A 24,817-nucleotide genomic window follows, 5' to 3' on the forward strand; every position below is an offset into this window, starting at 1 on the left:
ATTATAAAATGAATTTTACCACGAAGACACTAAAAGCACAAAGTATTTCATTTAGGGCCTCAAATGCCCTAATATGTCTTATATGGTCAAAGTTTTTGAACCACGCCTTAGGTATCCTCAGCTTCCTTAGGTGGTCAAATACCACAAGCCAAAAAACATTAACCACAAAGGCAGAAAGCACACAAAGTATTTCTTTTAGAAACTTAAATGTTCTTATATATCTTATATGGTCAAAGTTTTTGAACCACGCCTCAGGTATCCTCAGCTTCCTTAGGTGGTCAAATACCACAGTCCAAAAAACATTAACCACAAAGGCAGAAAGCACACAAAGTATTTCTTTTAGAAACTTAAATGTTCTTATATATCTTATATGGTCAAAGTTTTTGAACCATGCCTCAGGTATCCTCAGCTTCCTTAGGTGGTCAAATACCACAGTCCAAAAAACATTAACCACAAAGGCAGAAAGCACACAAAGTATTTCTTTTAGAAACTTAAATGTTCTTATATATCTTATATGGTCAAAGTTTTTGAACCATGCCTTAGGTATCCTCAGCTTCCTTAGGTGGTCAAATACCACAAGCCAAAAAACATTAACCACAAAGGCAGAAAGCACACAAAGTATTTCTTTTAGAAACTTAAATGTTCTTATATATCTTATATGGTCAAAGTTTTTGAACCATGCCTTAGGTATCCTCAGCTTCCTTAGGTGGTCAAATACCACAGTCCAAAAAACATTAACCACAAAGGCACAAAGCACACTAAGTATTTCATTTAGCAACTTAAATGTTCTTACATGGTCAAAAAACCTCAACCTTTTCTTGGTGTGCTCCGTTTCTTTGTGCTTCCTCACCTCAGATGCTTTTTCGCAAGAAAAAGCCTCAAATAACGTTGTTTGGAATACTCAAAGCCTTAATTCATCAGCATCCATGCCTGTAGGTGGCGGCGATATCAGCCTTAACCTCTGGGTAGAAAATGGTAATGTTTACCTCTATCTATCCAAAAGCGGTACCTTCGACGAAAACAATACCTTACTTAAACTTGGTCGTGTAAAACTCAAATTATCCCCAAACCCTTTCCAGGGGAAATCATTTAAACAAGAACTGATTTTAAAAGATGGTTACGCGCAGATCTCAGGTTCAAATGGTAAATTAAATACAAAAATCAATGTTTGGGTAGATGTTTTTAATCCTGTTATTCATTTAGACATTAAATCCAGCCAAAATACCTTAACAGAAGCCAGTTACGAAAGCTGGCGCTTTGAAGACCGCATTACAAAGGGCAAAGAGAACAACCAAAATTCGTATAAATGGGCACCTAAGGGCATTGTAAAAACCTTTAAAGATGAAATTGCGTTTAAAAACAATGCCATTCAATTTTACCATCAAAATAAACCCGAAACTGTATTCGATATTACGGTGAAACAGCAAGGTCTTGATGATAGAAAGGCCGAATTGTTCAATCCGCTAAAAAACCTGATTTTCGGTGGCTCAATGCAGGGCGATAACCTGTTTCCGGTAGGGAATTGTGAAGGCATCTATTTAAATACGCCTTTTAAAGCCTGGACGCTGAAAAGTAAAAAACCTTCAAATTCTACCAACATTACCATTACTTTAAATACGGCTACAACAGAATCAATTTCTGATTGGGAAAAACAGTTAACTTCATTAAAAATCAACAACAATCATAAATCCAGTATAAAATGGTGGAATGATTACTTTGAAAAGAGTTTCATTTACATCAATTCGAAAGATGAATCAGCCAATCAATCGGCTAAAAATTATCAGCTGTTCAGGTATATGTTGGGTTGCAATGCCTTTGGCAAATACCCCACGAAATTTAATGGCGGTTTATTTACCTTCGATCCACAACTTACTGATACGGCACTGAAATATACACCCGATTTCAGGAACTGGGGAGGAGGAACGCACACCGCACAAAACCAACGTTTAGTCTATTGGCCGATGTTAAAAAGCGGCGACTTTGAAATGATGAAACCTCAGTTCGATTTCTATCTGGATTTGTTGAAAAATGCTGAAATCAGAACCCAATCTGCCTGGGGGCACAATGGCGCCAGTTTTACAGAGCAATTGGAAAATTTCGGATTACCAAATCCAGCAGAATATGGTTGGAAACGTCCTGCCGATTTTAACAAAGGCATGGAACACAATGCCTGGTTAGAATATGAGTGGGATACTGTTTTAGAATTTTGTATGATGATTTTGGAAACAGAAAGGTATAATGGCAATAACATCGAAAAATATCTTCCATTGATTGAAAGTTCACTTACCTTTTTCAAAGAGCACTACACTTATTTAGCCAAACAACGTGGTGCGAAAGCTTTAGATGCCGATGGACATTTAGTTCTGTATCCTGGGTCTGCTGCCGAAACCTATAAAATGGCCTACAATTCCACCTCAACCATTATTGCACTAAAAACCGTTTTGGAAAGACTTCTGGAGCGTCCCAATTTATCTGAAAAGCAAAAATCGGAATGGGAAACCATGCTAAAAACCATTCCACCCATCAGTTTTAGGGCATTTGACGGTCGCACCACGATTGCTCCGGCAAAACTTTGGGAGCGCATTAACAATACCGAAAGTCCGCAGTTGTATCCTGTCTATCCATGGGGCATTTATGGAATTGGTAAACCTGGTTTAGACACCGCTATCAATACCTTTAAATACGATACTGATGTATTGAAATTCCGCAGTTATATAGGCTGGAAACAGGATAATATTTTTGCAGCAAGATTAGGTTTAACTGAAGATGCTGCAAAATTAACCAACGCAAAGTTAAAAGACTCGGGAAGGAGATTCCCGGCATTCTGGGGACCAGGCTTTGACTGGACGCCAGACCATAATTGGGGCGGCTCCGGTATGATCGGTTTACAGGAAATGCTGATGCAGGTAGACGGAAAAAAGATTTATCTTTACCCTGCATGGCCTAAAGAGTGGGATGTACATTTCAAGCTCTATGCGCCTTATCAAACCACCGTTGAAGGCACTTTAAAAGATGGAAAATTAATAGATTTAAAGGTATTTCCGGAATCAAGGAAAGCAGATGTAATTAATATGATTAAATAAATGGTATCGTCTTCCTGAACTTGTTTCAGGATCTGAACAACAAGATAGATACTGAACTTAATTCAGCATGACGAACGCTTTAAAATATTTTAAAAAGAAACATGGATTTACAATTAAAAGAAAAAGTTATTATCATTACCGGTGCTGCAAAAGGCATCGGTAGAAGCATTGCAGAAGTATTTGCTAAGGAAAATGCAATTGCCATAATCGTAGGTAGAAAAGCAGCAGATAACCAAAAAGTAGTTGATGAAATTGTTGCACAAGGCAAACAAGCAGAACAATTTGTTGCAGAGCTTTCCAATCCAGATGATTGCGAAAAAGTAGTTAAAGAAATCGTTGCTAAATTTGGAAGGATTGATGGTTTAGTAAATAACGCCGGCGTTAACGATGGAGTAGGTTTAGAAAGTGGAAATTATAAAGACTTTATGGCTTCATTACATAAAAACGTAGTGCATTATTATCTAATGGCACACCATGCCTTGCCAGAATTGATTAAAAGCAAAGGTGCTATTGTAAACATCACTTCAAAAACAGCAGAAACCGGGCAGGGAAATACCTCGGCTTATGCTGCCGCAAATGGTGGTAGAAATGCATTAACCCGCGAGTGGGCTGTTGAATTATTAAAATATGGCATCCGTGTAAATGCTGTAGTGGTTGCCGAATGCTGGACACCTGCTTACGAAACCTGGATAGAGACTTTGGATAATGCAGAAGAAAAACTAAAAGAAATCACTTCAAAAATTCCATTGGAAAACAGAATGACAACTGCAGAAGAAATTGCAAACATGACAGCTTTTTTAATGTCTAACAAATCAAGTCATACCACCGGACAGATTATCCATGTTGATGGCGGTTATGTTCATTTAGACAGAGCTTTGGCGAACGCCTAGTTCAGTTGACAGTTTTTAGTTTGCAAATTACAGTTAACCGATTAACCAATTTATACGATTAACCTTCATTAAAAATGAAAACCCTTACCTGTACTACACCTGGAACTTTCGAATATTCAGAAACAGAAAAACCTGAGCTTAAAAAAGACCATGCCATTATAAAAATTAAAAGAATCGGTATCTGTGGAACCGATTTACATGCCTTTGAAGGTACCCAACCTTTCTTTAACTACCCAAGAGTTTTAGGTCACGAGTTATCTGGCGAATTGGTTGAAGCCGATGGAGCCAACAGTTTCAAAATAGGAGAGGCTGTTACTTTTATCCCGTATTTTAATTGTGGCGAATGCATTGCCTGCCGAATGAACAAACCAAACTGCTGTGTTAAAATGCAGGTTTGTGGTGTACATGTTGATGGTGGAATGCGCGAATATTTGCAGGTTCCATCGAGAACGCTTTTACATGGCGAGGGTTTGAGTTATGATGAACTCGCTTTAGTTGAACCTTTAGCTATCGGTGCACATGGGGTCCGTAGGGCAGATGTTCAACCTGGAGAATTTGTTCTTGTTATTGGTGCCGGGCCAATTGGTTTAGGCACAATGGAATTCGCCAGAATTGCCGGGGCCAACGTAATCGCATTAGATATTAACCAAGACCGCCTGGCATTCTGTAAGGATAAATTAAAGGTAGCACATGTGGTTAATGCGCTTTCACCTGATGTTGTGCAACAACTTAGCGATATTACCAATGGTGATATGCCAACGGTTGTAATCGATGCTACAGGTAATCAGAAGGCCATTAACAATGCTATAAACTATATGGCACATGGAGCAAGGTTCGTTTTAATCGGCTTGCAGAAAGGAGATTTAATTTTTAACCATCCTGAATTTCACAAGCGCGAATCGACATTAATGAGCAGTAGAAATGCCACTATTGAAGATTTTGAACATGTAATCAAATCAATGAAAGCTGGTTTGGTTAATCCTACCAACTATATTACGCATCAAGTTAAATTTGAGGAAGTCAAAGATGAGTTTGAAACCTGGTTAGATCCAAAGAATGGGGTGATTAAAGCAATGGTTAGTGTAGGAAATAAACTTTAGCCATACTTTTACTGGGGGCGTCATGCTGAATTTAGTCCAGCATCCATTATACATAATATTCATTTTCAAAGATCCTGAAACAAGTTCAGGAGGAAGACCAAAGGGGATGACAATCACAGAATGATAATCACATAAAAAAGCCGATAACCATAAGATTATCGGCTTTTCGATTGAGCGTTAATTATCCAAATTATTTATAAAAAACCTCATTCCAATGCAATTCATTCCTGAATTGATTGATTTTGGTATCGGCACCAATATTTACATATTCTAAGCCGGCAATATTCGCAAAATCCAATAAATGCTCGGTAGTTAAATTCTGGCTGTAAGCGGTGTGGTGGGCACCACCAGCATAAATCCATGCTGCGCAACCTGTTTTCATATCAGGTAGGGGTTTCCACAATACACGGGCTACCGGTAAGTTTGGTAAATCATGTTCAGCTTCAACAGCTTTTACTTCGTTCACCAATAAACGGAAACGGTTGCCCATATCGATTAAAGATGCATTTAAAGCATCGCCACCAGCAACGTTAAAAACCAAACGTGCAGGATCTGCTTTGCCGCCAATACCTAGAGGGTGAACCTCTAAACTCGCTTTACCACTCGCCAATGAAGCATCAACCTCGAGCATGTGCGAGCCTAAAACCATCGAGTTTGCCGGATCGAAATGATACGTATAATCTTCCATAAACGCATTTCCACCCACTAAACCAGCACCCATTACTTTACAGGCACGTACCAAAGCTGCCGTTTTCCAATCACCTTCACCAGCAAAGCCATAACCATCGGCCATTAAACGTTGTGCAGCAATTCCTGGTAGCTGGATCATACCGTGTAGATCTTCAAAAGTATCAGAGAAACCTTTAAAACCTCCGTCTTCCAGGAATTTTCTTAAACCCAGTTCAATTTTAGCCGCTTCGTAAACAGATGAATGTCTGGCGCCGCCAACTTTTAAATCAGCAGTCATCTCGTAAGTCGCTTCGTATTCTTTTACTAACGCTTGAATAGACTCCTCACTTATTCCATTAATTACCGCTACTAAATCACCTATACCATAAGTATTTACCGCGAAACCAAATTTCATTTCGGCTTCTACCTTATCGCCATCGGTAACCGCAACATAACGCATATTATCGCCAAAACGGGCAAATTTGGCGCCTTGCCAATCGTGCCATCCGGCAGCAGCCCTGCACCAGGTATCGATCTGTTTAGCTACTTCTTCATCCTGCCAATGCCCAACAACTACTTTACGGTCTTTACGCATGCGCGAAACCATGAAACCAAATTCACGGTCGCCATGTGCACTTTGATTCAGGTTCATGAAATCCATATCAATGGTATTCCATGGAATGTCGCGGTTAAACTGCGTATGTAAGTGCAATAATGGTTTCTGCAAAACATTTAAGCCTCTGATCCACATTTTAGCAGGAGAGAAGGTGTGCATCCAGGTAATTACGCCGATACAGTTCTCATCGATGTTGGCTTGTTGCAAGGTTTCGAAAATCTCTTCGGTTGTTTTTACAATCGGCTTGTACACTACCGAAACAGAAATACTTCCGTTCTGGTTTAACGAATCGGCCACTTGTTGAGCGTGCTCCGCTACTTGTTTTAAGGTTTCTTCACCGTACAAATGTTGCGTACCTGTAATAAACCAAACTTGTAATTTTTTTAAATCAATCATTACTATTTATGTTATTTTTAATTTATTTAATGCCATGGTCTGTGTCCTCACAGAACATTATCCATATTCTTTTTTTGAAAAGCAAGGTTCCGTATTTCATCGGTTAGGGTAGTCCTGCTTTCCGTTTTATTCAGCCACCTGCGGTTGGGTTCATGCCCACTCCAATCAGGTTTAGGTTACTTAGGTAAACCTTATTAGGTTAAACCCGACAGCAGCGGCAGCTCCCGATTCTTCATCGGGACTATAGCGAATGGCGGGGCTTTAGTTCCCCAAGCACCACTACAATTGCTTTCCAAAACCCTTAATTCAATTTATGCAACCAAACTCAAAACTCCCAGCGCTAAACTCACTTCTGCCCATAATAAGCACCATCACCATGTTTACGCTCGTAATGTTTCTCTATTAACGAATCTTTCAGCTTTGGGGCCTGCGGATTGATCTGTTCTGTGAACAAAGCCATTTGTGCCACCGTTTCTAAAACGGCGCTATTATAAACCGCTTTCTCCGCTGTTTTTCCCCAGGTAAAAGGAGCGTGGTTACCCACCAAAATCATCTCAACTTCTTTATAACTTAAACCCAAACTTTCAAAATGGTTCATGATCTGAAAACCCGTTTCATACTCATAATTTCCTCTGATCATTTCATCAGCCATTGGGGGTGCACATGGAATATCTACTGTTAAATGGTCGGCATGGGTAGTTCCGAAAATTGGAATTGCCCTTTGCGCCTGTGCCCAAGCTGTGCCGTAAGTAGAATGCGTATGCACAATCCCGCCAATTTCTGCCCAGTGTTTATATAAAACCGCATGGGTTTTGGTATCAGACGAGGGGCGTAAACTTCCTTCAACAGTATTTCCGTCAAAATCTACAATGACCATTTTCTCCGGCGACAGATCTTCGTAGGGTACACCGCTTGGTTTAATGGCAAAAACACCTTTCGACCGGTCTGCAGCACTCACATTGCCGAAGGTAAAAAGTACCAGTCCCAATTTGGGCAACTGCATGTTGGCCTGGTAAGCCTGCTCTTTTATATCTTGATAGTTGCTCATGATAAGTAAGGTTTTACATCTTTTTTATTGTATTTTTCCAGGTATCGGCCTAGCCCCAAATATTGTTGGTAATGCTGGCGGTAAAGTTTTTGTTTTTTAATATTCGGCTTGTATTCTTTCTCAAAGCCTGTTCCCATAGCCGCCATTGCTGCTTCGATATTTGGATAAACACCAGCCGCTACAGCAGCGAACATCGCCGCACCTAATGCACAGGTATGTTCAAAACGATGGATTCTGATGGGCATTTCCAAAACATCTGCCATCATTTGCATAATATAAGCTGATTTTTTTGCTACACCACCAATACCGATAATCCCTTTTACCGGAACGCCTTGCTCTTTAAAACGATCTACAATGGCTTTCGCACCAAAACAGGTGGCAGCAGCTAAGGCACGGAAAAACCGTGGTGCATCGGTTCCTAAACCTAAACCGGTTATAGCACCTTTAAGTTCCTGATTTGCATCTGGCGTTCTACGGCCATTTAACCAATCGATAGCGAGTTCAGCGTAGTCGCCCTCTGGTAAAGCTGCAGCCTCGTTGCTTAACTTAGCGATTATTTTTCCTTCGAGCTCTGCCTTTAATGCAGTAGCTGTAGCCTCATCAATTACATCAGATTCAGTAAGTAAATGATTTAATGGCCAGCTGATTAAATTCTTGAACCAGGCATAAACATCACCGAAAGCAGATTGACCGGCTTCTAAACCTGCCATACCTGGAATTACCGAGCCATTAACCTGTCCACAAATCCCATTAATCAATTTTCCATGTAAATCCTGATTGGGTGCAACCAGAATATCGCAGGTACTCGTACCCATTACTTTACTCAGGTAGTAAGGTTCAATCTGTCCCCCAACCGCACCCATGTGTGCATCAAATGCACCAACACCCACTACTACATCTGTACTTAAGCCCAGTTTGGTTGCCCATTCTTCGCTCAATGTTCCCGCAGAAATATCAGAAGTATAGGTATCGGTGAATAATTTATCTCTAAAGCCTGCTAAAAGCGGATCAAGACTGTTAAAGAAATCTTCAGGAGGCAAGCCGTTAAACTCTTCTGCCCAAAGTGCTTTATGCCCGGCGGCACAACGGCTACGTTTCATTGTTGTAATGTCGTTTCCACCACAAAGCAAAAACGGAACCCAGTCGCAATGTTCTACCCACGATGCCGCACCTTTTTTAATAGTCGAATCGACTCTTAATATGTGCAATAATTTAGACCAGAACCATTCTGATGAATAAATGCCACCTACATATTTAAGGTAATTGGTACTAAATTTAGTAGCGTGTTCATTAATTTCTGCAGCTTCTTTAACTGAGGTATGGTCTTTCCAAAGCACAAACATGGCATTTGGATTTTCTTCAAAACCTTTGGTCAGGGCAAGGGGAGTACCCGTTGCATCAACAGCCACCGGACTTGATCCGGTTGTATCAACCGAAATTCCTTTTACAAGATGTGCAATATCGGCACCACCTGCTTTTGTTAAACAATCTTTTATAGTGTGTGTTAAACCTTCAATATAATCTAACGGATGCTGGCGGAACTGATTAACAGCCGGTTTACAATATAAACCTTTCTGCCATCTTGGATAAAGAAAAACAGACGATGCTATTTCCTTTCCGTTTGCGGTATCGACTAGAACTGACCGGACAGAATCTGTCCCGTAATCCACTCCAATTACATAGTTTGCTGTGCTCATAACAATAAATAAATGTCTAATTAACGTTTATTTTTTTGAATTAAAAAATTTTATTACTTTTTTAATCAAAAACCTTCATTTTAACGTTTTAGTAGCATAAATTTGTATATCGGTTTTTGTATCCACCAGTGTTGGATATCTTTTTAAACCCTATTCTTTTTTCACTACGGGGTATAGGAATTTAAAAGAATTGGACACTGCCTGATGCATAATCGTTGCATGGTTCTCCTGTGGTAAAAAATCAAAATATGCTTTTACATTTTTGTTTTTGAAACCTTTTATTTTTTCGGTCAATAAATTTGCATCCACTTCCATCACCCTGGGTATTTCAGTTGGCGCTAGGCCTTCTTTACCAACAGCAATGTAAACATCTGTTTGTTGCTTAAAAGTATTTTCCTTTATTTCGGAATCCTGATTTAACAACGAAGCATTGTCCCACCATAAACTGGGACTGATAATAATGTATTTATTAAAAAGCGTAGGTTTTTTAATTAGGATTTCAGTAGCCAGCAAACCGCCTAAAGATTGACCAATAAGGGTTTTGTTCGCATCCGTTTTATATTTTGCCTGAATATAGGGTTGAAGCTCTTTTTCGATGAACGAAATAAATTTATCCGAATGGCCTGTTGTAGGATATCTTTTTTTGTCACCCTCGATGGAGGTAGGGAAAGTAAAATCCCGTTTCCGATCTACAGTGGCAATGCCCACCACAATTGATTTAGGTACCTGATTTACCCATTCGAAACTGTTAAACTGTACGAGCCCTACAATATGGATGAAATCTTCATCGGCAGAACCATCAAGCAAATAAATTACCGGATACTTTGCGGTATCGTTTTGTTGATAACCTTCAGGAAGGTAAATGTTCAGGATTCTTTTCTCAGCCAGTTCTTTTGATTGGATTTCGTCTATTCGCCCTAAAACAAAGGCTTTACTTTTATCGCTTTCATTTGGCCTGTTTTTCTGTCCAAAAACTACTGCCGTAAAAAAAGTTAAAAGAAGAATTAGAAATGCTTTATTCATATGTTACTTATAGGGTGTTTGGTGCATTAAGCTGTGCTTAATTGATCTGCCGTTTTTTGGAAAAATACAATTTTCATCCGGCCCGATAAAATTGATCTCAATAAGATAATTTTCTCTTGGTCAATTTGGCTAAGACAAAGATAGATTTGCTTAGCCCCGTTCTTTTAAGATCACGGAACTTTACATCAATAAAAATTGTTAGCCATTTACCTAATCAGCAGTTCCCTTCAAGCGTTGCCTGTGGCTTTTGCCCCACCTGATCATTTCCAGGATGATACCACCAAAAGACTGGCAGTATTCAGTGGAAGTATATTCAATACTTACAGGAGTATCATCTACCACTGTTCTTTTGATCAGCTGGTTTGCCGTCATTTCCTTTAATTCCTTACTCAGCATCCGCGTGGTAATTCCCGGAATGCTTCTTTCAATATCCCGGAATCTTTTATTGCCGTTACAGATGGAATTGATGATCGGCAGTTTCCATTTGCCCCCGAGCACATAAAGCGTATCCTGTAAAGCCTGTACCTCTTCTTTTTGGTTGCGTGGATTGGATAGCACTTCTGTCGCAACCTGGATTGTTTTTTCTATTTCCATAATTGGTATACTCTGTTATACTGACTACAAAAGTATACCAATACAGCCGTATTTTTGGAGGTATAAAATTTATTTTTTTATCATGAACAATTTAACAGGAAAAAAAGCGCTGATAACCGGCGGAAATAGCGGCATCGGTTATGCCACGGCAAAAGAATTAAAAGCACTGGGCGCAGAGGTGATTATTACCGGAAGGAGAAAAGATGCCGTTGAAAAGGCTGCTTCAGACCTTGGTGTGATAGGATTGGTAGCAGATCAGAGCCAGATCACCGCAATTGAAGGGTTGGCGAGTGAGATAGGAACAATCTTTGGTAAAATTGACATCCTGTTTATCAATGCGGGTGTAGTGGTGCAGAGCAGCATTGCGGATGCCACTGAAAAAAGTTTTGATAACATTTTTGGTGTTAATTTTAAAGGTGCCTACTTTACTTTGAGCAAATTTATCCCATTGCTGAATGATGGTGGTTCTGTGGTATTCCTTTCTTCGAATACTGCACACATGGACGGGGCAAACAGCTCAATTTACGCTTCAAGCAAAGCAGCACTGAACTCGGTGATGCGTATTGCAGCAGTAGAGCTTGCACCGCGCCAGATCCGGGTGAACAGTGTGAGTCCAGGCCCTATCGCTACAGAAATCATGAACAAAATAGGACTGAGCGAAGAACAGTTAGCAGGCATTAACCAGTGGCTGATCGGCCGTATTCCGCTCGGCAAAATCGGAAAATCTGAGGATGTGGCCAAAATGGTTACCTTCTTTTGTGGTGATGCTGCCACTTATATTACAGGGGCAGAAATCGTAATGGACGGGGGCATGAGCCTGAAAGCATAAGACGAGATGGTTAAAGGTACAGGCGAGGGCTGTCTGTACCAATGACTATAAAGCATCTTGAAACCAAAACAATATTTTTTGGGAGGCAAGCCCATTTATAGGTATTTTTGCTTATCAAGCAAACATATTTATGAGCAATACTCCGCAGAAGTTAAAGCACCAGCAGGTGCAGTACCTTGAATTTCTTTCACGCGACCTTGAAAAGGTCAAAACATTTTATACAGCGGCTTTTGGATGGGTTTTTACCGATTTCGGGCCTGAATATACCGCTTTTGAAGGTGATTTTATAGATGGAGGTTTTACTATTGGAGAACCGTTGAAAGGAAGCATCCTGGTTGTACTTTATTCACAGGATTTAGAAGGGACGAGAACAAACGTAATTAATGCAGGCGGCATGATTTCAAAAGAAATCTTCGCTTTCCCTGGCGGACGCAGGTTCCAGTTCCTTGATCCGGATGGTTATGAGCTTGCCGTGTGGTCGCTGTAAGGATCGACCCGATGCGCTTTCCTTTTAAAGAGGCCATGGGTTATCAATTTCGTCATTTTTTGTGAAGCTCCTGCGCAAGCCCGATTAGAAGACCTTCTGATCCCCTGATGTAGCAAAGTTTGTAAACGTCTTCATATTGAACAACTTCACCAACAAGTGTAGCGCCGTGTTTTTGCAGTCTTGGCAACAACTCGTCGATATCCGAAACCGTAAACATTACACGCAGGTAGCCAAGGGAATTAACCGGTGCTTCGCGGTGGTCTGAAATGGTAACCGGACTAAGAAACTGTGAAATTTCAAGTCGGCTATGGCCGTCGGGGGTAACCATCATGGCCACTTCCACGTGCTGGTTACCCAGCCCAGTAACCTTACCTGCCCATTCTCCCTCGATTGTTGCACGGCCTTCAAGTTTCAGTCCGATTTCGGTGAAAAAAGAGATTGCATTGTCAAGCGATGCCACAACAATGCCCATATTATCCATTCTGATCAATTGGTTCTTTTCCATAAAAATTTGGTTACAATTTAAAATTAAGGAATTTCACAAAGCTAACCGATGCTTTATGGAATAAATTGTATAAATCGGAACAGCGGGTATAATATGCATTATGCGCGCCGGGTGTCCAGCTATCTATCTGTCAGTGATGACTCCGGTACTAAAGATGCAATCACATATTAATATAGTTTAAGTTAGAAAATATGTAATTTTAAGGCTAAAATAAAAAATGATCAGGACCATACCTCAGCTTACTGTGATTGATGTTGAGCAGGAAACCGCCGGCGTAAGCAGCTACAAAAATATTCCGCTTTCCCTCTTTAATGACCATGTTGTAAGGGTTGGGGTAATGACGGAGCCCTTTTACTGGCACTATCATCCAAATAGTGATGAAACCTTTATGGCCATTGAAGGCACTTTATTAATTGATCTTGAGGACCGCAGGGTTGAGCTGAAACCGGGACAGCTATTTACCATTCCTGCAATGGTTAAACACTGTACCAGACCGCTTGATGGACGTTCGGTGAACCTTACCTTCGAACTTGCTGAAACGGAAACGGTGAGATGCGATGCAGGTTGATCATTGTATTTTGGTTTATGCCTTCTGATAAACCTAGCAGCAAATAATTTTGAGTAATCAAACGAATGGTATATCTTTCATGATCTATTTATCCAGTACGCTCAACTAAAACCCAATGCCAAGGATTGTCGGCTGTTGCTATAGATCGATAACCATGAGGAAAACGATTATATATGGGAGACAGCGGCAGACTGTATTTATGGATCAAAGAAGCAGATCTTGCAGCAAAGCGGTTTGAGAAAACCACGTGCATACTCCAATGCCATTAAACTTAGAATAAAACAAAAAATAAAATTATCGTGAAAAAGACCCTGTTAGTTATGGCCTTAAGCCTGTTTTCAATCCTTCTGAACGCACAGAGCCTTTACCCTGAAAAGTTTGAAGACTGCAAACTATCCGAATTCTGCCTGGATTGCGGAAACCCACAGGCGCAGCCGCCAAAGACAGTGTTCCAGAATATCCTGCATGGTATCGGCGAAAAAAAACTTGTAACGCTCAAAGGTACGCTGGAAATGCAAATCCTGGTCGATCAGGAAGGCAAGCCCTGCCTGTTAAGCATCGATAACAAAACCAACATGGGTTCAGCTGAACTCGGCATCAGGCAATCAGTCAATGCTACTGAAAACTGGACGCCTGCAATAGATGGTACGAAAAAGGAAAACAGCTCGGTATCGCTCATCATGGAATTCGTAGATGGGAAATTTCGGGCCAAACGCAGAACATTCAACTTTACTAACCAATCAAATATGAAAGCCACCGGTACTCCCGACCAGAAGGGAAGTGAACGGGCAGCGCTTAGCGAGCGCTGGAAAGTATTTACACAGGGTAACTCAGAACTGCCCTGGGATATGAGCAGGGCTGTGGCAGCTGATTTGAAGGGCAATATCTGGATCGGAACGGATAACGGAGTTGTGAAAATATCAGACGGCAAATGGCAGCACTTTAATGCTGGAAATACCATTATCTCTGCAACGAAGTACAATAAGGCCCAAACGGAGCCGGTCCGTGACCTGGCGGTTGATCAAAAGGATAATAAATGGTTCGTAATCGGCTATGGTGTTTATTGCTATGATAACCGTGTTTGGACTAAATTCGATTCAGTGAACTCGCCCATTAACTGGGCGAGAAAGATCGTAGTGGCCCCTAAGGGGAATATTCTTTTCACCTCTTGGGATGGAGTAGCCAGTTTTGACGGAAGCAAATGGAACGTGATAAATAAAAAGAACTCGAAGTTGCCATCTGATAGGGTTCTGGGAGTGTTTGTGGACAGCAAAGACCGCACCTGGATCGGTACTTTCGAGGGCAACGTCGTTATTGAAAAAGGCAAAACCACTGCCTTAAACGATAAGTCTTCACCATTATCGAAAGCCCACATTTCCAAGATGTGGGAAGATAAAAAAGGTAACCTTTGGTTTTCGCTGTATAATGAAAAAGGTGCGGCGGCAGGAGTGTATATGCTTTCGCCGGAGGGAAAATGGGAGCGCCTGTGGAACGATAACCCGACAATGTTTGCCGGCAACAGTATCAACGATTTTTTCTTCGATGAAGAAAAAAATACCTTATGGCTCAGCCAGAACAATGTTGGTATTATCAGGTACGACATTGAAAGCAAAAAGACCGAAATATATACCACCGAAAATTCTAACGTTACCAGTGTCAATATCGAGCGGATTACAAAGGGCGCAGATGGAGCAATCTGGGCGGCAACCTTTGCCGGAATAATCAAAACAGAGTTGAAATAACTACAATAATTACATTGTATACCGTCCAGGTAAAGTTTATAGCTAGATGCGGATAATGAATGTGTTAGTTATCACGTAATACATTCATTATGAGTTAATTAAATGCATAAATGTATTTCTTTTCCATTCAAAAATCACCTAATCAAGTCATTATTTAAATTCGGCCCCCTTGTTTTTACTGATCAATCTCCCTCATCCGGCTCTGGCGGGACCACAATTTTCAGTTGGTTTTCGCCATCGATATAAATCGTTTCGATAACGTTAAGGCTGATGACAAAATACCTGTTTGCGGTAAAAGATCTCTCCATCAAGCTGTTTCATTCGCTCATCAAGGCTTAATGCGGTAGCCTACCGCTTGCCGTCAGCTCATTTTTCAGGAATCTGTACAGGAAAAATAAAAAAAATACCAGCCCTGACAAACCGCTGTCATGAGCACCCGATACCTTCGTTGCACAATTAAAATAATTAGCAATGAATTTAATATCCACCCGCATTATTACAGCCCAGGTTGAAACACTTATCAATTTTTACGAACAGGTAACAGGTTTAAAAGCAACCAGATACACGCCTGATTTTGCCGAATTAAAAACCACAAGCGCAACCCTGGCCTTTGGGAGCATACGCACTTTACAATTTTTTGGTGGCGACAGTGTTGCCCAAGCTGCACAGAACCGTAGCATGATTATCGAATTCAGGGTTGATGATGTGCAGCAACGTTTCGAACAATTAGCTGATTCCTTAAAAAGCGCAATCGTACAAGAACCTACCATCATGCCCTGGGGCAATCAATCTTTATTATTAAGAGACCCTGATGGCAATCTGGTGAATCTTTTTACTCCGGTAACACCTGAAGCTATAGAAAAGCTTAAGGGTAATTAATCTTGTAATCTAATCATTATAAGTTAGTTAAATGTATTGATTTGTTTTTTATTGAAAATTACCTGTCAAGCCATTTTTTAAATTCCGACACCTTGTTTTTACTAATCAATATAACCTCATCAGGCTCTGGCGAGACCACAATTTTCAGTTGGTTTTTGCCATAGATATAAATGGTTCTGATCGCGTTAAGGCTGATGATAAACTGCCTGTTTGCACGGTAAAAGAGCTCTCCATCAAGCTGCTTCATTAGCTCATCAAGGCTTAATGCGGTAGCGTACCTTTTGCTATTGTGCGTGATGATGTTGACAGCAGCACCATCGAAAAAGAAAAAGGCTATTTCAGTGATGTCAAGGTGAATCAGTTCGTCTTTTAAATACGTGATCATCCGTTTCCGGGCAGTTTCCTTATCTGGATTTAATGGAGCTGCAGCATTTTCCTGTTGCAATCTGGCCAACTGTTCATTTAAGCTGCCCAAAGTGTTCACTTTTTCATTTAAGGTGCTGATCTCTAAGGAAACCGATCTTTCATACCGGCCATAAATCTGCCTGATGAGCATTAAACAGCTGCCGATGATAATGACCGCGGTGGTAAAAAAACAAATCACAAACTGTGTGTAAAGACCCGATAGTTCAGCCTGTAGTACTTCGATATTGGCATGTGCCGCCACAACCCAGTCGCTGCCCTTAACCGGATAAATATTTACAATCTCTGAACGCCTGTTTTTAGCTTCTGGGAAACTTCTTGTACCGCCCAGGCTTTTCTGTTGCGCAATGGCTTCATTAAAAGGTATTGATCCATTTCGGGACTGAAGTATAGAATTGCCCTCCGCTATTTTCTGGCCGATGAGCGCCGGGTTGGGGTGACAAAGTTCGATACCATTTTTATCATACATACAGATAAACTCGCCCTGGGTATCGGTATTTTCTATGCTTTGCTGCAGGTTGCGGATCACCTTTTGCGGCGCAAGTCCGCTTTGCAGCTGTTGTTCGAGCAAGCGGCCGATTTCCCTGCTTTCCCTTGCGCCCGATTCCATTTTGCTGGCCCATAACTTTTCGGCAGCACTGTTATAAAGGTAACGGAAAGAAAAGTAACTGATCAGCATTACCGTAATACTTACAGTAACAAAAAGTAGCAGGTGCAATCTTCCTTTTAACATAGGGCTTGGTTAAAAATCGCCAGACTAATTTAGCTGGATTTTAGGGGTCAAGGTCTTAAAAAGATCGGACTATTCAAAGCGGTTTATTCGCCTTCAAGGCTAAATTTATCCCTTTTATAGGATTGTAATGTTATGTTAGGTGCTTTGAAGGCTAATTTTGAGCAGATTAAAAAAATAATCCATGAAACTCAAATTCAAAATCATACTCGGCATCCTCAGCCTGGTGTTGCTGGCCCAACTGATCAGGCCCGAAGAACTAAGTTCAGTAAAAACACAGCCGGTTAAAGGGCTGGCAGGTGTACCTGAAGAAGTGGCAAAGGTACTGGAAACGTCCTGTTTCGATTGCCACTCTTCCCAAACCAGTTGGCGTTGGTTCGACCGGCTTACGCCGGCGAATTTTTTGGTGGCCTCGCACATCCGGGATGGCAGGAAAGCGCTTGATTTTTCGCAGTGGGACTCGCTCGCTAGCCCCCAACGCAATGCCATGTTGTATTTTGCCTTAAACGGGATGCTTTCAAAAGAAATGCCTTTAAGCAGTTATACCGCTTTGCACCCTGCGGCAAAGTTGGATCAGAAAGATATAGATCTGATTAGAAATTACTTGTTAAATAATGCTGTAAGTAAACCCGCCAGTATAGAAAGCAATTCGATGGGAGCAGAGAAACCATCTATTATGGAAGTGAAAAAAACGCCAAACGGAATTGCTTACCTGCCCAATTACCGCAACTGGAAAGCAATAAGTACGACAGAGCGTTTCGACAATGGCACCATCCGCATCATTTTTGGTAACCCGATAGCGGTTGAAGCCATACACGAAGGAAAAACAAACCCATTTCCGGATGGAACCATTTTTGCCAAAACCGCGTGGAAACAGCAGCAAGGCAAAGATGGGAGCGTTTATGCAGGCCAGTTTGTGCAGGTGGAGTTTATGATTAAAGATGTTAAGCGTTATGCCGGTACAAAAGGCTGGGGCTGGGCACGCTGGAAAGGGGAAAACCTGTTGCCCTATGGTAAAACGGTGAAATTTGATTCCGAATGTATTAGCTGCCACAGGCCGGAACGTGATAACGATTATGTATTTACCAGACCGCTTGATATTAGGGATTTAAACAAAAAATAAAATGAGATTAACATTCACCGCAGGGGCATTTCCCCTTATTATATTGTTGATGACGGGCTGTAAGCCAAACGCAACTGATCGGATCAATAACGCAGCTTCGATAACAAGCATTTCCAGACTTCCTGAAAATCCCTTGGAAATGACGCCAATGGCTGTTAGTCTACAGCCAAAAGCAAAAACAATGTCGACACTTTACGGCAACAGCATTGCCGCAAAACGTTTAAGGGATGGCGCATATTATGCTGCCGGATCGGTACTTTATCTGGTCACCTGGAAAGGAAAGGCTGATCCGGATTGGTTTGGTGCCCATATTCCAGATCGGGTAACGGCCATAGAGCGTATTTCGTTTGATCAGAACGGACAAAAAAGCTATACTTTTTTTAAAGGACCGGGCTGGGATCCTGCTTTAGACCTGAAAAAGAATGAAAGGCTGATCATCATTCTTTCCATACCAATTGCCAAATCGCCTTAATTATTAATATTTTGTATTCATACAGGGATGCTCTGGGCAACGCTTCGGGCAGGATGGAGGATAAAATGTCTATAAAGCCGGAAATGTTTGAACATTAACAACTTTGCGGGACAGATATGCAGCTTTTTGTCTTAGATTCCGATGATCATGACTGCAATGCCGCCCCAAAGGTAGTTATAGGGCTATCAAGGAATTTACGAATCTATGCCGATATAAGTTATATTTTTAAAAGAATGACTTAGCTATTGATAACGGGTTTCTAACTTTTGACCGTCAGCGATTGTTTTCAATATGGTAAGTAAAGCTTTCTCTAGCCAGCTGCCCTGTATTATTGAAACCTTCAATAACAACCCGGTAATCTCCCTTAAAAGCGGCATTATCAAACTTGATTCTGGCAACTCCTTCATCATCGGGTTGTATGTTTGGATTCCAATAAATGGTACTTCTTGAGTCGCTGGCTATTTCATTCGTCTGTACTTGATATTTTGGAGAATAAAACACTCTCGAGTGGTATAAACCTTTTGGCTTTATAGTGAAATGATCAAAACTTAAATCTTTTACTTTTTTTGCCGAATAACCCAAACCTCTTTTTGCGGTGATGATGATTATTCCTGGATCTCTTAACGAACCGTAAATAACCAACTTTGAAATACTTAGTAATACTTCGATTGATTGTACATCCATAGGATTGATAACATCTAAGTTTCCATCAGCCAGTCTGGTTCCATTATAGTATATCCCAAGAGATCCTGTACCATCATCTTTTCCTAAATTCGGCATACCCGGGTTACGATACGCCCGCCCGCGTATTATCCGCACACCCCGCAACATATTCCCCAGCGATTGGCTTAATGTCGAATAATACGGTGGTAAATCATCAGCCGTAAGAACCTGATCAGCGTTTCCAGGTCCATTATAATTGCTCGAAAATTGAACAGCCTTACGTATTCTTTCCGCGCTGATATTTACATCCTTAAGTTTGATTGATTTTTCCAGTAGACCCAGACGATTCATTTCATTAAAATAATTATCACTCGCTTTAATATATTTCATTAAGCTTGAATTTACATTGATATCGATATCCGCAGTATTTTTATTTTTCGTTACCATTTGGTTATCGGATGTATCAATTTTTAATTCTAAAAAACTGCCTTTCTTTAATGGGCTTGCCTGAACCAAAAACTGTGTGCTATCCACAAAGGTTAAGTTGTCGAACCGAAATTTTCCATCTTCACCAGTAATTGTATCCCTAACGATGTCGCCACCGTTTTTTGACATTAAGATAACAGCAGCGCCTTGTACTGGTTTTTTGCCTCTAACCACTGTCCCCGAAACAGAGGATGATGTTTCTGCTTGGAAAGTTAATGGCAGTTTCTCGTCTTTTAGAATGTTTTTCCAATTAAAACGGCGCCAACCCTGAGTCATCATCAAGTTATCAAGCGCTCTTTTTGTTTGCTCATCGTTGTTTAAAAAATAATGATTTGGATTTTCGATATAGCCTGATAAATCTCCTGTAAATAATAATGATGTTAAGATATTACTTTCGTTATCTAGATCTGGCTTAACGATATTCAGATTGGTAACTGATACCGAAAAACTTCCAGTTAAGTTACTGTTGGTTTTGTCTGCTACCAAGCTGATTTCTGATTTTCCGCTAATAGTCTTTGAAAGTTTTTCCTTATTTACCTTTAGTTTCAATAAACTTGATTCATTGTTTACAAAAATTAAACGTTCGGCTAATGGCTCGTTATCTGCAGAAAAAACAGTGATTTGTGCAATACCAGTTGTGAATTTTTCTTTTGGAATACTTTTGATAATGGTTTGACTATTCAGTTTTGCATTGAAGGCAAACCGTAAATTACCTGCCTGTTGACCAACAATTCTCACCTCATCTCCATTAATTAAATCGGAGCTCGCTGTCAGCCTTACAGCAACTTTGCTCTCGTCGGCATTATTAACCGTTAAGGTAAGCCCCGAAGTGGCTACAACTGGTAAAGCAACATCTTTTTCTGAACCATCTGCAAACTTAATTTTTGCGGTATATCTCGTTCCAGCCTTTAAATCTGTGTTAAAACTCCCCATACCTAAAATATCTGTTTTGAAATCACTTATCGTTAAGCCTTTTTCGTCTAGAATTTTACCAGTAATATCAATACCACGACCATTCGATCCACATACTTTTATCGCTAATCTTTGCGGTTGACCTTGTACAAGTGTGCCTCCCTCTGGAAAAAACTGAACATCAGAATTGTTTGAAAATGAAACTATTGGGATCGTTTTGTTTATTTTTTCTTGTCCGTTTAAGTTAATTGTGGTAACAATTTTTCCTGTTTTATCCGTTCCTGTTGGTGATGAAAAATTTAACGTAGCGTTGCCATCTGAGTCCGTTTTTGTTCGTGTTTTCAGGATAGATTTATGATCAACAAAAACATCATAACTGATATTTTTGTTGCGGTAGGGAAGATCGTTTTTATCTTTGAAATGGATGGTAGCATCGATGTTATTGCCTCCAATAAACTTGAATGCGGTATTTATAAAAACTTTGTTCGACCAACTATTGCCAATCTTTATCGTTTTGTCAAAGAAGAAATCTGGAGAAAAATTTCGCATATATCTAGTATATGCCCTTAAGCGATAATTTCCTTCTACCAGCGTATCAGGTAGCTTAAAATCCCCCCATGAAACACCATCATTCATTGATAGCTTAATCTGGTTTTTAATCACATCATTTTCGTCGATTAATTCAACGTATAGAATTTTACTAATTTTTGTGGGTGCTAGTGTTTTTGTATTAAGTACATATGCTTTTAGCCAAATATTGTCGCCAGCGGTATAGTAGGGCTTATCTGATTGAATGTAGATTTTTTCCTGCGCATATGCTGAAGTAAACGTTTCTAACTTACTTAAAAGACTTAATAAAGGATCATTCCCATTTTTGAAGGCAAAAAGTAAAATGATAAAAGCAGATATAATAAGAGAATGCGTAATTTTAGATTTCATAGGTTTTTTCTAAAACTCTAAAATACGATTTTTTCAATATATTAATATTTTCAAAACATAACTTTCAGATGCCATCGAAATTATTTAAACCTGTATTTGTACTTATAGTATTAACAGTTGCAAACTTATGTTCTTATGCGCAACAAACTTTTAACCTAAGCGGAAAGGTAAGCGAACTGAATGGCAGCCCCTTGCCAGGAGCCTCGATATATGTAAGCGGAAGTAAAAATGCAACTGTAACCGATAATAATGGGCAGTTTTTGTTAAGACTAAATGCTGGTGAGTATGATGTCATAATTAAGTCGATCGGCTATAAAACATTAACTAAGAAGGTTTTTGTGAAAGATGTAGATTTAATTGTTAATGTTAAATTACAAGAGAAAAGCATCGCGCTGGCAGATGTGACTATTAAGGCCAATCCATATAGAAACAAAGATTTAGAGCGTTTTATAAGTTTGTTTATTGGAACTTCTCCCAATGCGAAGTTTTGTAAGATAAAAAACCCTGCTGTTCTGGATTTTGTTCGAAATCAAAAAGATAACAATTTAAAGGTTTATGCTTCTGATTTTTTAATTATCGAAAATGATGCACTGGGCTATAAACTAAATTATCTACTGGAATCTTTTGAATATGAAGAGGGGGCCGGTAAAGTATCTTACAAAGGTTCGGTTTATTTTGAAGATTTAAAAGGATCGGATAAGGCTCGGCAACGTTGGGCTCAAAATAGGCGTAGTGCTTACCAAGGCTCACCCATGCATTTCTTCAGCGCATTGTATAAGAAGAATATAGATAGCGAAGGTTTTTTGATTTTGAAACTTGTAAATCAGACCAACTCCAAAAGGCCATCTGATAGTGTAGTGAAAGCCAACATAACCAGATTACTGTTAAAGCAACAAAAAAAAACAGGTTTAATTAATGTTAATGAAAATGATTCATTGAGCTATTGGTTAAAATTAAAAAGTAAACCAATGTATCTACCAACGCTAATCACCAAAACGGTCTTGGTAGATACATTGCTGCATAAGTCTGAAAATGAGCTCAAATCTATAACGAGTAAAGACATTATGTATGTGGTTTATACAAAGCGCGATGAAGAACCAGGATATGTAAGTACGCTTAGTCCAGAAATAAAAAAAAATCTTCAATTTACTAATTCGCAGCTATCACAAATTAAGTTACTTGTTGATAAATGTGTGTTCTCTTCAAATGGTGTTTTGGTCGATCCACAATCGGTTTATTTTTCTGGCTATTGGGGATGGAGAAATGTAGCAGATAGTTTACCCATCGATTATATCTTTTCTGAAAAATAGTTGTTTTGGCAAACCAGATTAGTGAAATTGGTTTAAACGTGTTAACTATCAATGGCAAAAAATGCATCCTCCAAAAGAAATTATTATCGAGATTTCGGCAGATCAAGTTAATTTCAAAGAAGTGGCAAAACAAACAAAATTTTCGTTTGAAGGAATCAATAAAGTGTTGCATCAAATTAATCCGGTAAGCGGGAGATACATCCGGATTAAGGCCGCCAATATTGGGATTATCCCTGACGGTTTTTATGGTGCAGGCACAAAAGCCTGGTTAATGGTTGATGAAATTATCGTAAATTAAATGACTATACTAATTGTTTTTATTTGCATTGCATTATTAATTGTACTGATTTCCGTATTTAAGATCAATGCTTTTTTAGCCTTTTTAGCGGTATCTTTTCTTACAGGCCTGGCTTTAGGTCTACCACCTTCAAAAATCCCATCGAGTATTGAAAAAGGCATGGGCGATGTTTTAGGTTCCTTAGCCATTATCATTACGGCAGGGGCAATGCTTGGTAAACTGGTGGCCGAAAGTGGTGCAGCGCAAAAGATCGCTCAAGTGAGCATGAGCATTTTCGGTAAAAAATACATTCAATGGGCTATGGTTTTAACCGGCTTTTTAATTGGCATTCCTTTGTATTACGGTATAGGCTTCGTGCTGATGGTTCCTTTGATATTCTCCGTAGTTTACCGTTATAAATTGCCTGCGTTGTATATCGGTTTGCCCATGTTAGCCGCCTTATCCGTAACACATGGATTCTTGCCGCCGCATCCTTCTCCAGCGGCATTAGTGATTCAATTCCAGGCCGATATGGGTTTGACACTATTTTATGGCCTAGCTGTTGCAATTCCTGCAATCATACTAGGCGGCCCCATTTTCGCCCGTACGCTCAAAGCAATCCCTGCAAATCCATTGGCTTCTTTCAGCCCAAAAGAATTAACAGACGAACAACTCCCGGGTGGATTTAAAAGCTTTTTTACGGCTTTACTTCCTGTGTTATTACTGGCAGTTGCCTCCTTCGTTCCCATGCTTTTAAGGCCCGATTCCATTATCCTGCCTTATATTTTATTTGCCGGAAATCCATCTGTTGTGATGCTCATTGTATTGATTGTTGCCACCTGGTTATTGGGCATCACACAGGGAAAAAAAATCACGGAGATCATGCATATTTATGCTGATGCCATTAAAGATATCGCCTTAATTCTTTTGATCATTGCAGGCTCCGGAGCTTTAAAGCAGGTTTTAACAGAGAGCGGTGTAAGTAATCAAATTGCCGCTTATTTGCAGCATGTTGAAGCTGAGCCATTGTTTCTCGCCTGGATGATTGCTGCAATCATCAGGTTTTGTGTGGGTTCGGCAACAGTTGCCGGTTTAACCACGGCTGGTATTATTGTCCCTTTAATGGAGCATACGCATACCAATCCCAACCTGATGGTTTTAGCGGTTGGTGCCGGGAGCTTAATGTTTTCTCATGTTAACGATGCCGGATTCTGGATGTTTAAAGAATATTTCGGTTTAACTTTGAAAGATACATTCAAATCCTGGGCTTTAATGGAATCTATTGTTGGCATTGCAGGCCTTTTGGGTGTACTTTTGCTTAAAATAATCATCGCTTAAAAATAACAAATACATCAT

22 protein-coding genes and 1 pseudogene are annotated in these 24,817 nt (G+C 40.0%); 14 read left to right on the forward strand and 9 right to left on the reverse strand.

What is annotated here, in order from left to right; all coding sequences use genetic code 11:
- Position 1 precedes the first annotated feature (1 nt).
- Positions 2-850 (reverse strand): hypothetical protein, encoded by an 849-nt coding sequence (locus EYS08_RS10080; RefSeq protein ID WP_165456414.1) that lies wholly within the window; start codon positions 848-850, stop codon positions 2-4.
- Here EYS08_RS10080 and EYS08_RS10085 point away from each other — a divergent pair.
- From EYS08_RS10085 to EYS08_RS10095, 3 genes are all read left to right on the forward strand, one after another.
- The gene (locus tag EYS08_RS10085; RefSeq protein WP_262711728.1) at positions 822-3,083 is read left to right on the forward strand and encodes a DUF5703 domain-containing protein; all 2,262 of its coding nucleotides are present in this window, start codon (positions 822-824) and stop codon (positions 3,081-3,083) included. The two genes, EYS08_RS10080 and EYS08_RS10085, sit on opposite strands and share 29 nt — an antisense overlap.
- Before the next feature lie 101 nt (positions 3,084-3,184).
- Positions 3,185-3,973: an SDR family oxidoreductase gene (locus EYS08_RS10090; protein ID WP_131029911.1), complete on the forward strand. Its 789-nt coding sequence runs from the start codon at positions 3,185-3,187 to the stop codon at positions 3,971-3,973.
- A gap of 74 nt (positions 3,974-4,047) precedes the next feature.
- Positions 4,048-5,073, forward strand: a complete 1,026-nt coding sequence (locus EYS08_RS10095) for a zinc-binding alcohol dehydrogenase family protein (protein WP_131029912.1) — start codon at positions 4,048-4,050, stop codon at positions 5,071-5,073.
- A 190-nt stretch (positions 5,074-5,263) separates the two neighbouring features.
- On the opposite strand, the gene araA is transcribed toward EYS08_RS10095, so the two are convergent.
- The 5 genes from araA to EYS08_RS10120 all read right to left on the reverse strand — a co-directional run bounded on the left by araA (position 5,264) and on the right by EYS08_RS10120 (position 11,116).
- Complete coding sequence (gene araA, locus EYS08_RS10100; protein ID WP_131029913.1) at positions 5,264-6,754, reverse strand: L-arabinose isomerase; 1,491 nt, start codon at positions 6,752-6,754, stop codon at positions 5,264-5,266.
- Positions 6,755-7,100: 346 nt separating this feature from the next.
- On the reverse strand, positions 7,101-7,802 hold the full coding sequence (locus EYS08_RS10105; RefSeq protein ID WP_131029914.1) for an L-ribulose-5-phosphate 4-epimerase: 702 nt from the start codon (positions 7,800-7,802) through the stop codon (positions 7,101-7,103).
- On the reverse strand, positions 7,799-9,499 hold the full coding sequence (locus EYS08_RS10110) for a ribulokinase (protein WP_131029915.1): 1,701 nt from the start codon (positions 9,497-9,499) through the stop codon (positions 7,799-7,801). The genes EYS08_RS10105 and EYS08_RS10110 overlap by 4 nt, the downstream gene beginning before the upstream one ends.
- Before the next feature lie 150 nt (positions 9,500-9,649).
- Positions 9,650-10,522, reverse strand: a complete 873-nt coding sequence (locus tag EYS08_RS10115; RefSeq protein ID WP_131029916.1) for an alpha/beta hydrolase — start codon at positions 10,520-10,522, stop codon at positions 9,650-9,652.
- Between the two features lie 210 nt (positions 10,523-10,732).
- On the reverse strand, positions 10,733-11,116 hold the full coding sequence (locus tag EYS08_RS10120; protein ID WP_131029917.1) for a winged helix-turn-helix transcriptional regulator: 384 nt from the start codon (positions 11,114-11,116) through the stop codon (positions 10,733-10,735).
- Between the two features lie 82 nt (positions 11,117-11,198).
- Here EYS08_RS10120 and EYS08_RS10125 point away from each other — a divergent pair, with 82 nt between their 5' ends.
- Entirely contained in the window at positions 11,199-11,945 is a 747-nt protein-coding gene (locus EYS08_RS10125) for an SDR family oxidoreductase (RefSeq protein WP_131029918.1), read from the forward strand.
- Between the two features lie 130 nt (positions 11,946-12,075).
- The gene (locus tag EYS08_RS10130; protein WP_131029919.1) at positions 12,076-12,432 is read left to right on the forward strand and encodes a VOC family protein; all 357 of its coding nucleotides are present in this window, start codon (positions 12,076-12,078) and stop codon (positions 12,430-12,432) included.
- 52 nt (positions 12,433-12,484) lie between these two features.
- On the opposite strand, the gene EYS08_RS10135 is transcribed toward EYS08_RS10130, so the two are convergent.
- A complete protein-coding gene (locus EYS08_RS10135; RefSeq protein ID WP_131029920.1) occupies positions 12,485-12,937 on the reverse strand; it encodes a VOC family protein in 453 nt (150 codons plus the stop codon).
- A 217-nt stretch (positions 12,938-13,154) separates the two neighbouring features.
- Here EYS08_RS10135 and EYS08_RS10140 point away from each other — a divergent pair, with 217 nt between their 5' ends.
- From EYS08_RS10140 to EYS08_RS10155, 4 genes are all read left to right on the forward strand, one after another.
- Positions 13,155-13,505, forward strand: coding sequence for a cupin domain-containing protein (locus EYS08_RS10140; protein ID WP_131029921.1), 351 nt, complete (start codon positions 13,155-13,157; stop codon positions 13,503-13,505).
- A gap of 173 nt (positions 13,506-13,678) precedes the next feature.
- Positions 13,679-13,774, forward strand: a complete 96-nt coding sequence (locus tag EYS08_RS26650) for a DUF1963 domain-containing protein (RefSeq protein WP_131029922.1) — start codon at positions 13,679-13,681, stop codon at positions 13,772-13,774.
- A gap of 30 nt (positions 13,775-13,804) precedes the next feature.
- On the forward strand, positions 13,805-15,247 hold the full coding sequence (locus EYS08_RS10150) for a ligand-binding sensor domain-containing protein (RefSeq protein WP_131029923.1): 1,443 nt from the start codon (positions 13,805-13,807) through the stop codon (positions 15,245-15,247).
- A 471-nt stretch (positions 15,248-15,718) separates the two neighbouring features.
- Positions 15,719-16,126, forward strand: a complete 408-nt coding sequence (locus tag EYS08_RS10155; RefSeq protein ID WP_131029924.1) for a VOC family protein — start codon at positions 15,719-15,721, stop codon at positions 16,124-16,126.
- A 58-nt stretch (positions 16,127-16,184) separates the two neighbouring features.
- On the opposite strand, the gene EYS08_RS10160 is transcribed toward EYS08_RS10155, so the two are convergent.
- Positions 16,185-17,282, reverse strand: coding sequence for a LytTR family transcriptional regulator DNA-binding domain-containing protein (locus tag EYS08_RS10160; RefSeq protein WP_131029925.1), 1,098 nt, complete (start codon positions 17,280-17,282; stop codon positions 16,185-16,187).
- Positions 17,283-17,463: 181 nt separating this feature from the next.
- Between EYS08_RS10160 and EYS08_RS10165 the strand changes: the two genes are divergently transcribed.
- Both EYS08_RS10165 and EYS08_RS10170 read left to right on the forward strand, forming a co-directional pair.
- Complete coding sequence (locus EYS08_RS10165; RefSeq protein ID WP_131029926.1) at positions 17,464-18,402, forward strand: cytochrome P460 family protein; 939 nt, start codon at positions 17,464-17,466, stop codon at positions 18,400-18,402.
- Position 18,403: 1 nt separating this feature from the next.
- Complete coding sequence (locus EYS08_RS10170) at positions 18,404-18,874, forward strand: hypothetical protein (protein ID WP_131029927.1); 471 nt, start codon at positions 18,404-18,406, stop codon at positions 18,872-18,874.
- A 273-nt stretch (positions 18,875-19,147) separates the two neighbouring features.
- On the opposite strand, the gene EYS08_RS10175 is transcribed toward EYS08_RS10170, so the two are convergent.
- Positions 19,148-21,874 (reverse strand): TonB-dependent receptor, encoded by a 2,727-nt coding sequence (locus EYS08_RS10175; protein ID WP_244215922.1) that lies wholly within the window; start codon positions 21,872-21,874, stop codon positions 19,148-19,150.
- A 68-nt stretch (positions 21,875-21,942) separates the two neighbouring features.
- On the opposite strand from EYS08_RS10175, the gene EYS08_RS10180 reads away from it, so the two are divergent.
- The 3 genes and pseudogenes from EYS08_RS10180 to EYS08_RS10190 all read left to right on the forward strand — a co-directional run bounded on the left by EYS08_RS10180 (position 21,943) and on the right by EYS08_RS10190 (position 24,799).
- Positions 21,943-23,184, forward strand: coding sequence for a carboxypeptidase-like regulatory domain-containing protein (locus EYS08_RS10180; protein WP_131029928.1), 1,242 nt, complete (start codon positions 21,943-21,945; stop codon positions 23,182-23,184).
- A gap of 43 nt (positions 23,185-23,227) precedes the next feature.
- Positions 23,228-23,482: pseudogene (locus EYS08_RS10185) on the forward strand (beta-hexosaminidase); the annotation flags it as partial.
- The gene (locus tag EYS08_RS10190; RefSeq protein WP_131029930.1) at positions 23,483-24,799 is read left to right on the forward strand and encodes a gluconate:H+ symporter; all 1,317 of its coding nucleotides are present in this window, start codon (positions 23,483-23,485) and stop codon (positions 24,797-24,799) included.
- Positions 24,800-24,817: the final 18 nt, after the last annotated feature.

The organism is Pedobacter kyonggii (assembly GCF_004310665.1).
GTDB classification, from domain to species: domain Bacteria; phylum Bacteroidota; class Bacteroidia; order Sphingobacteriales; family Sphingobacteriaceae; genus Pedobacter; species Pedobacter kyonggii.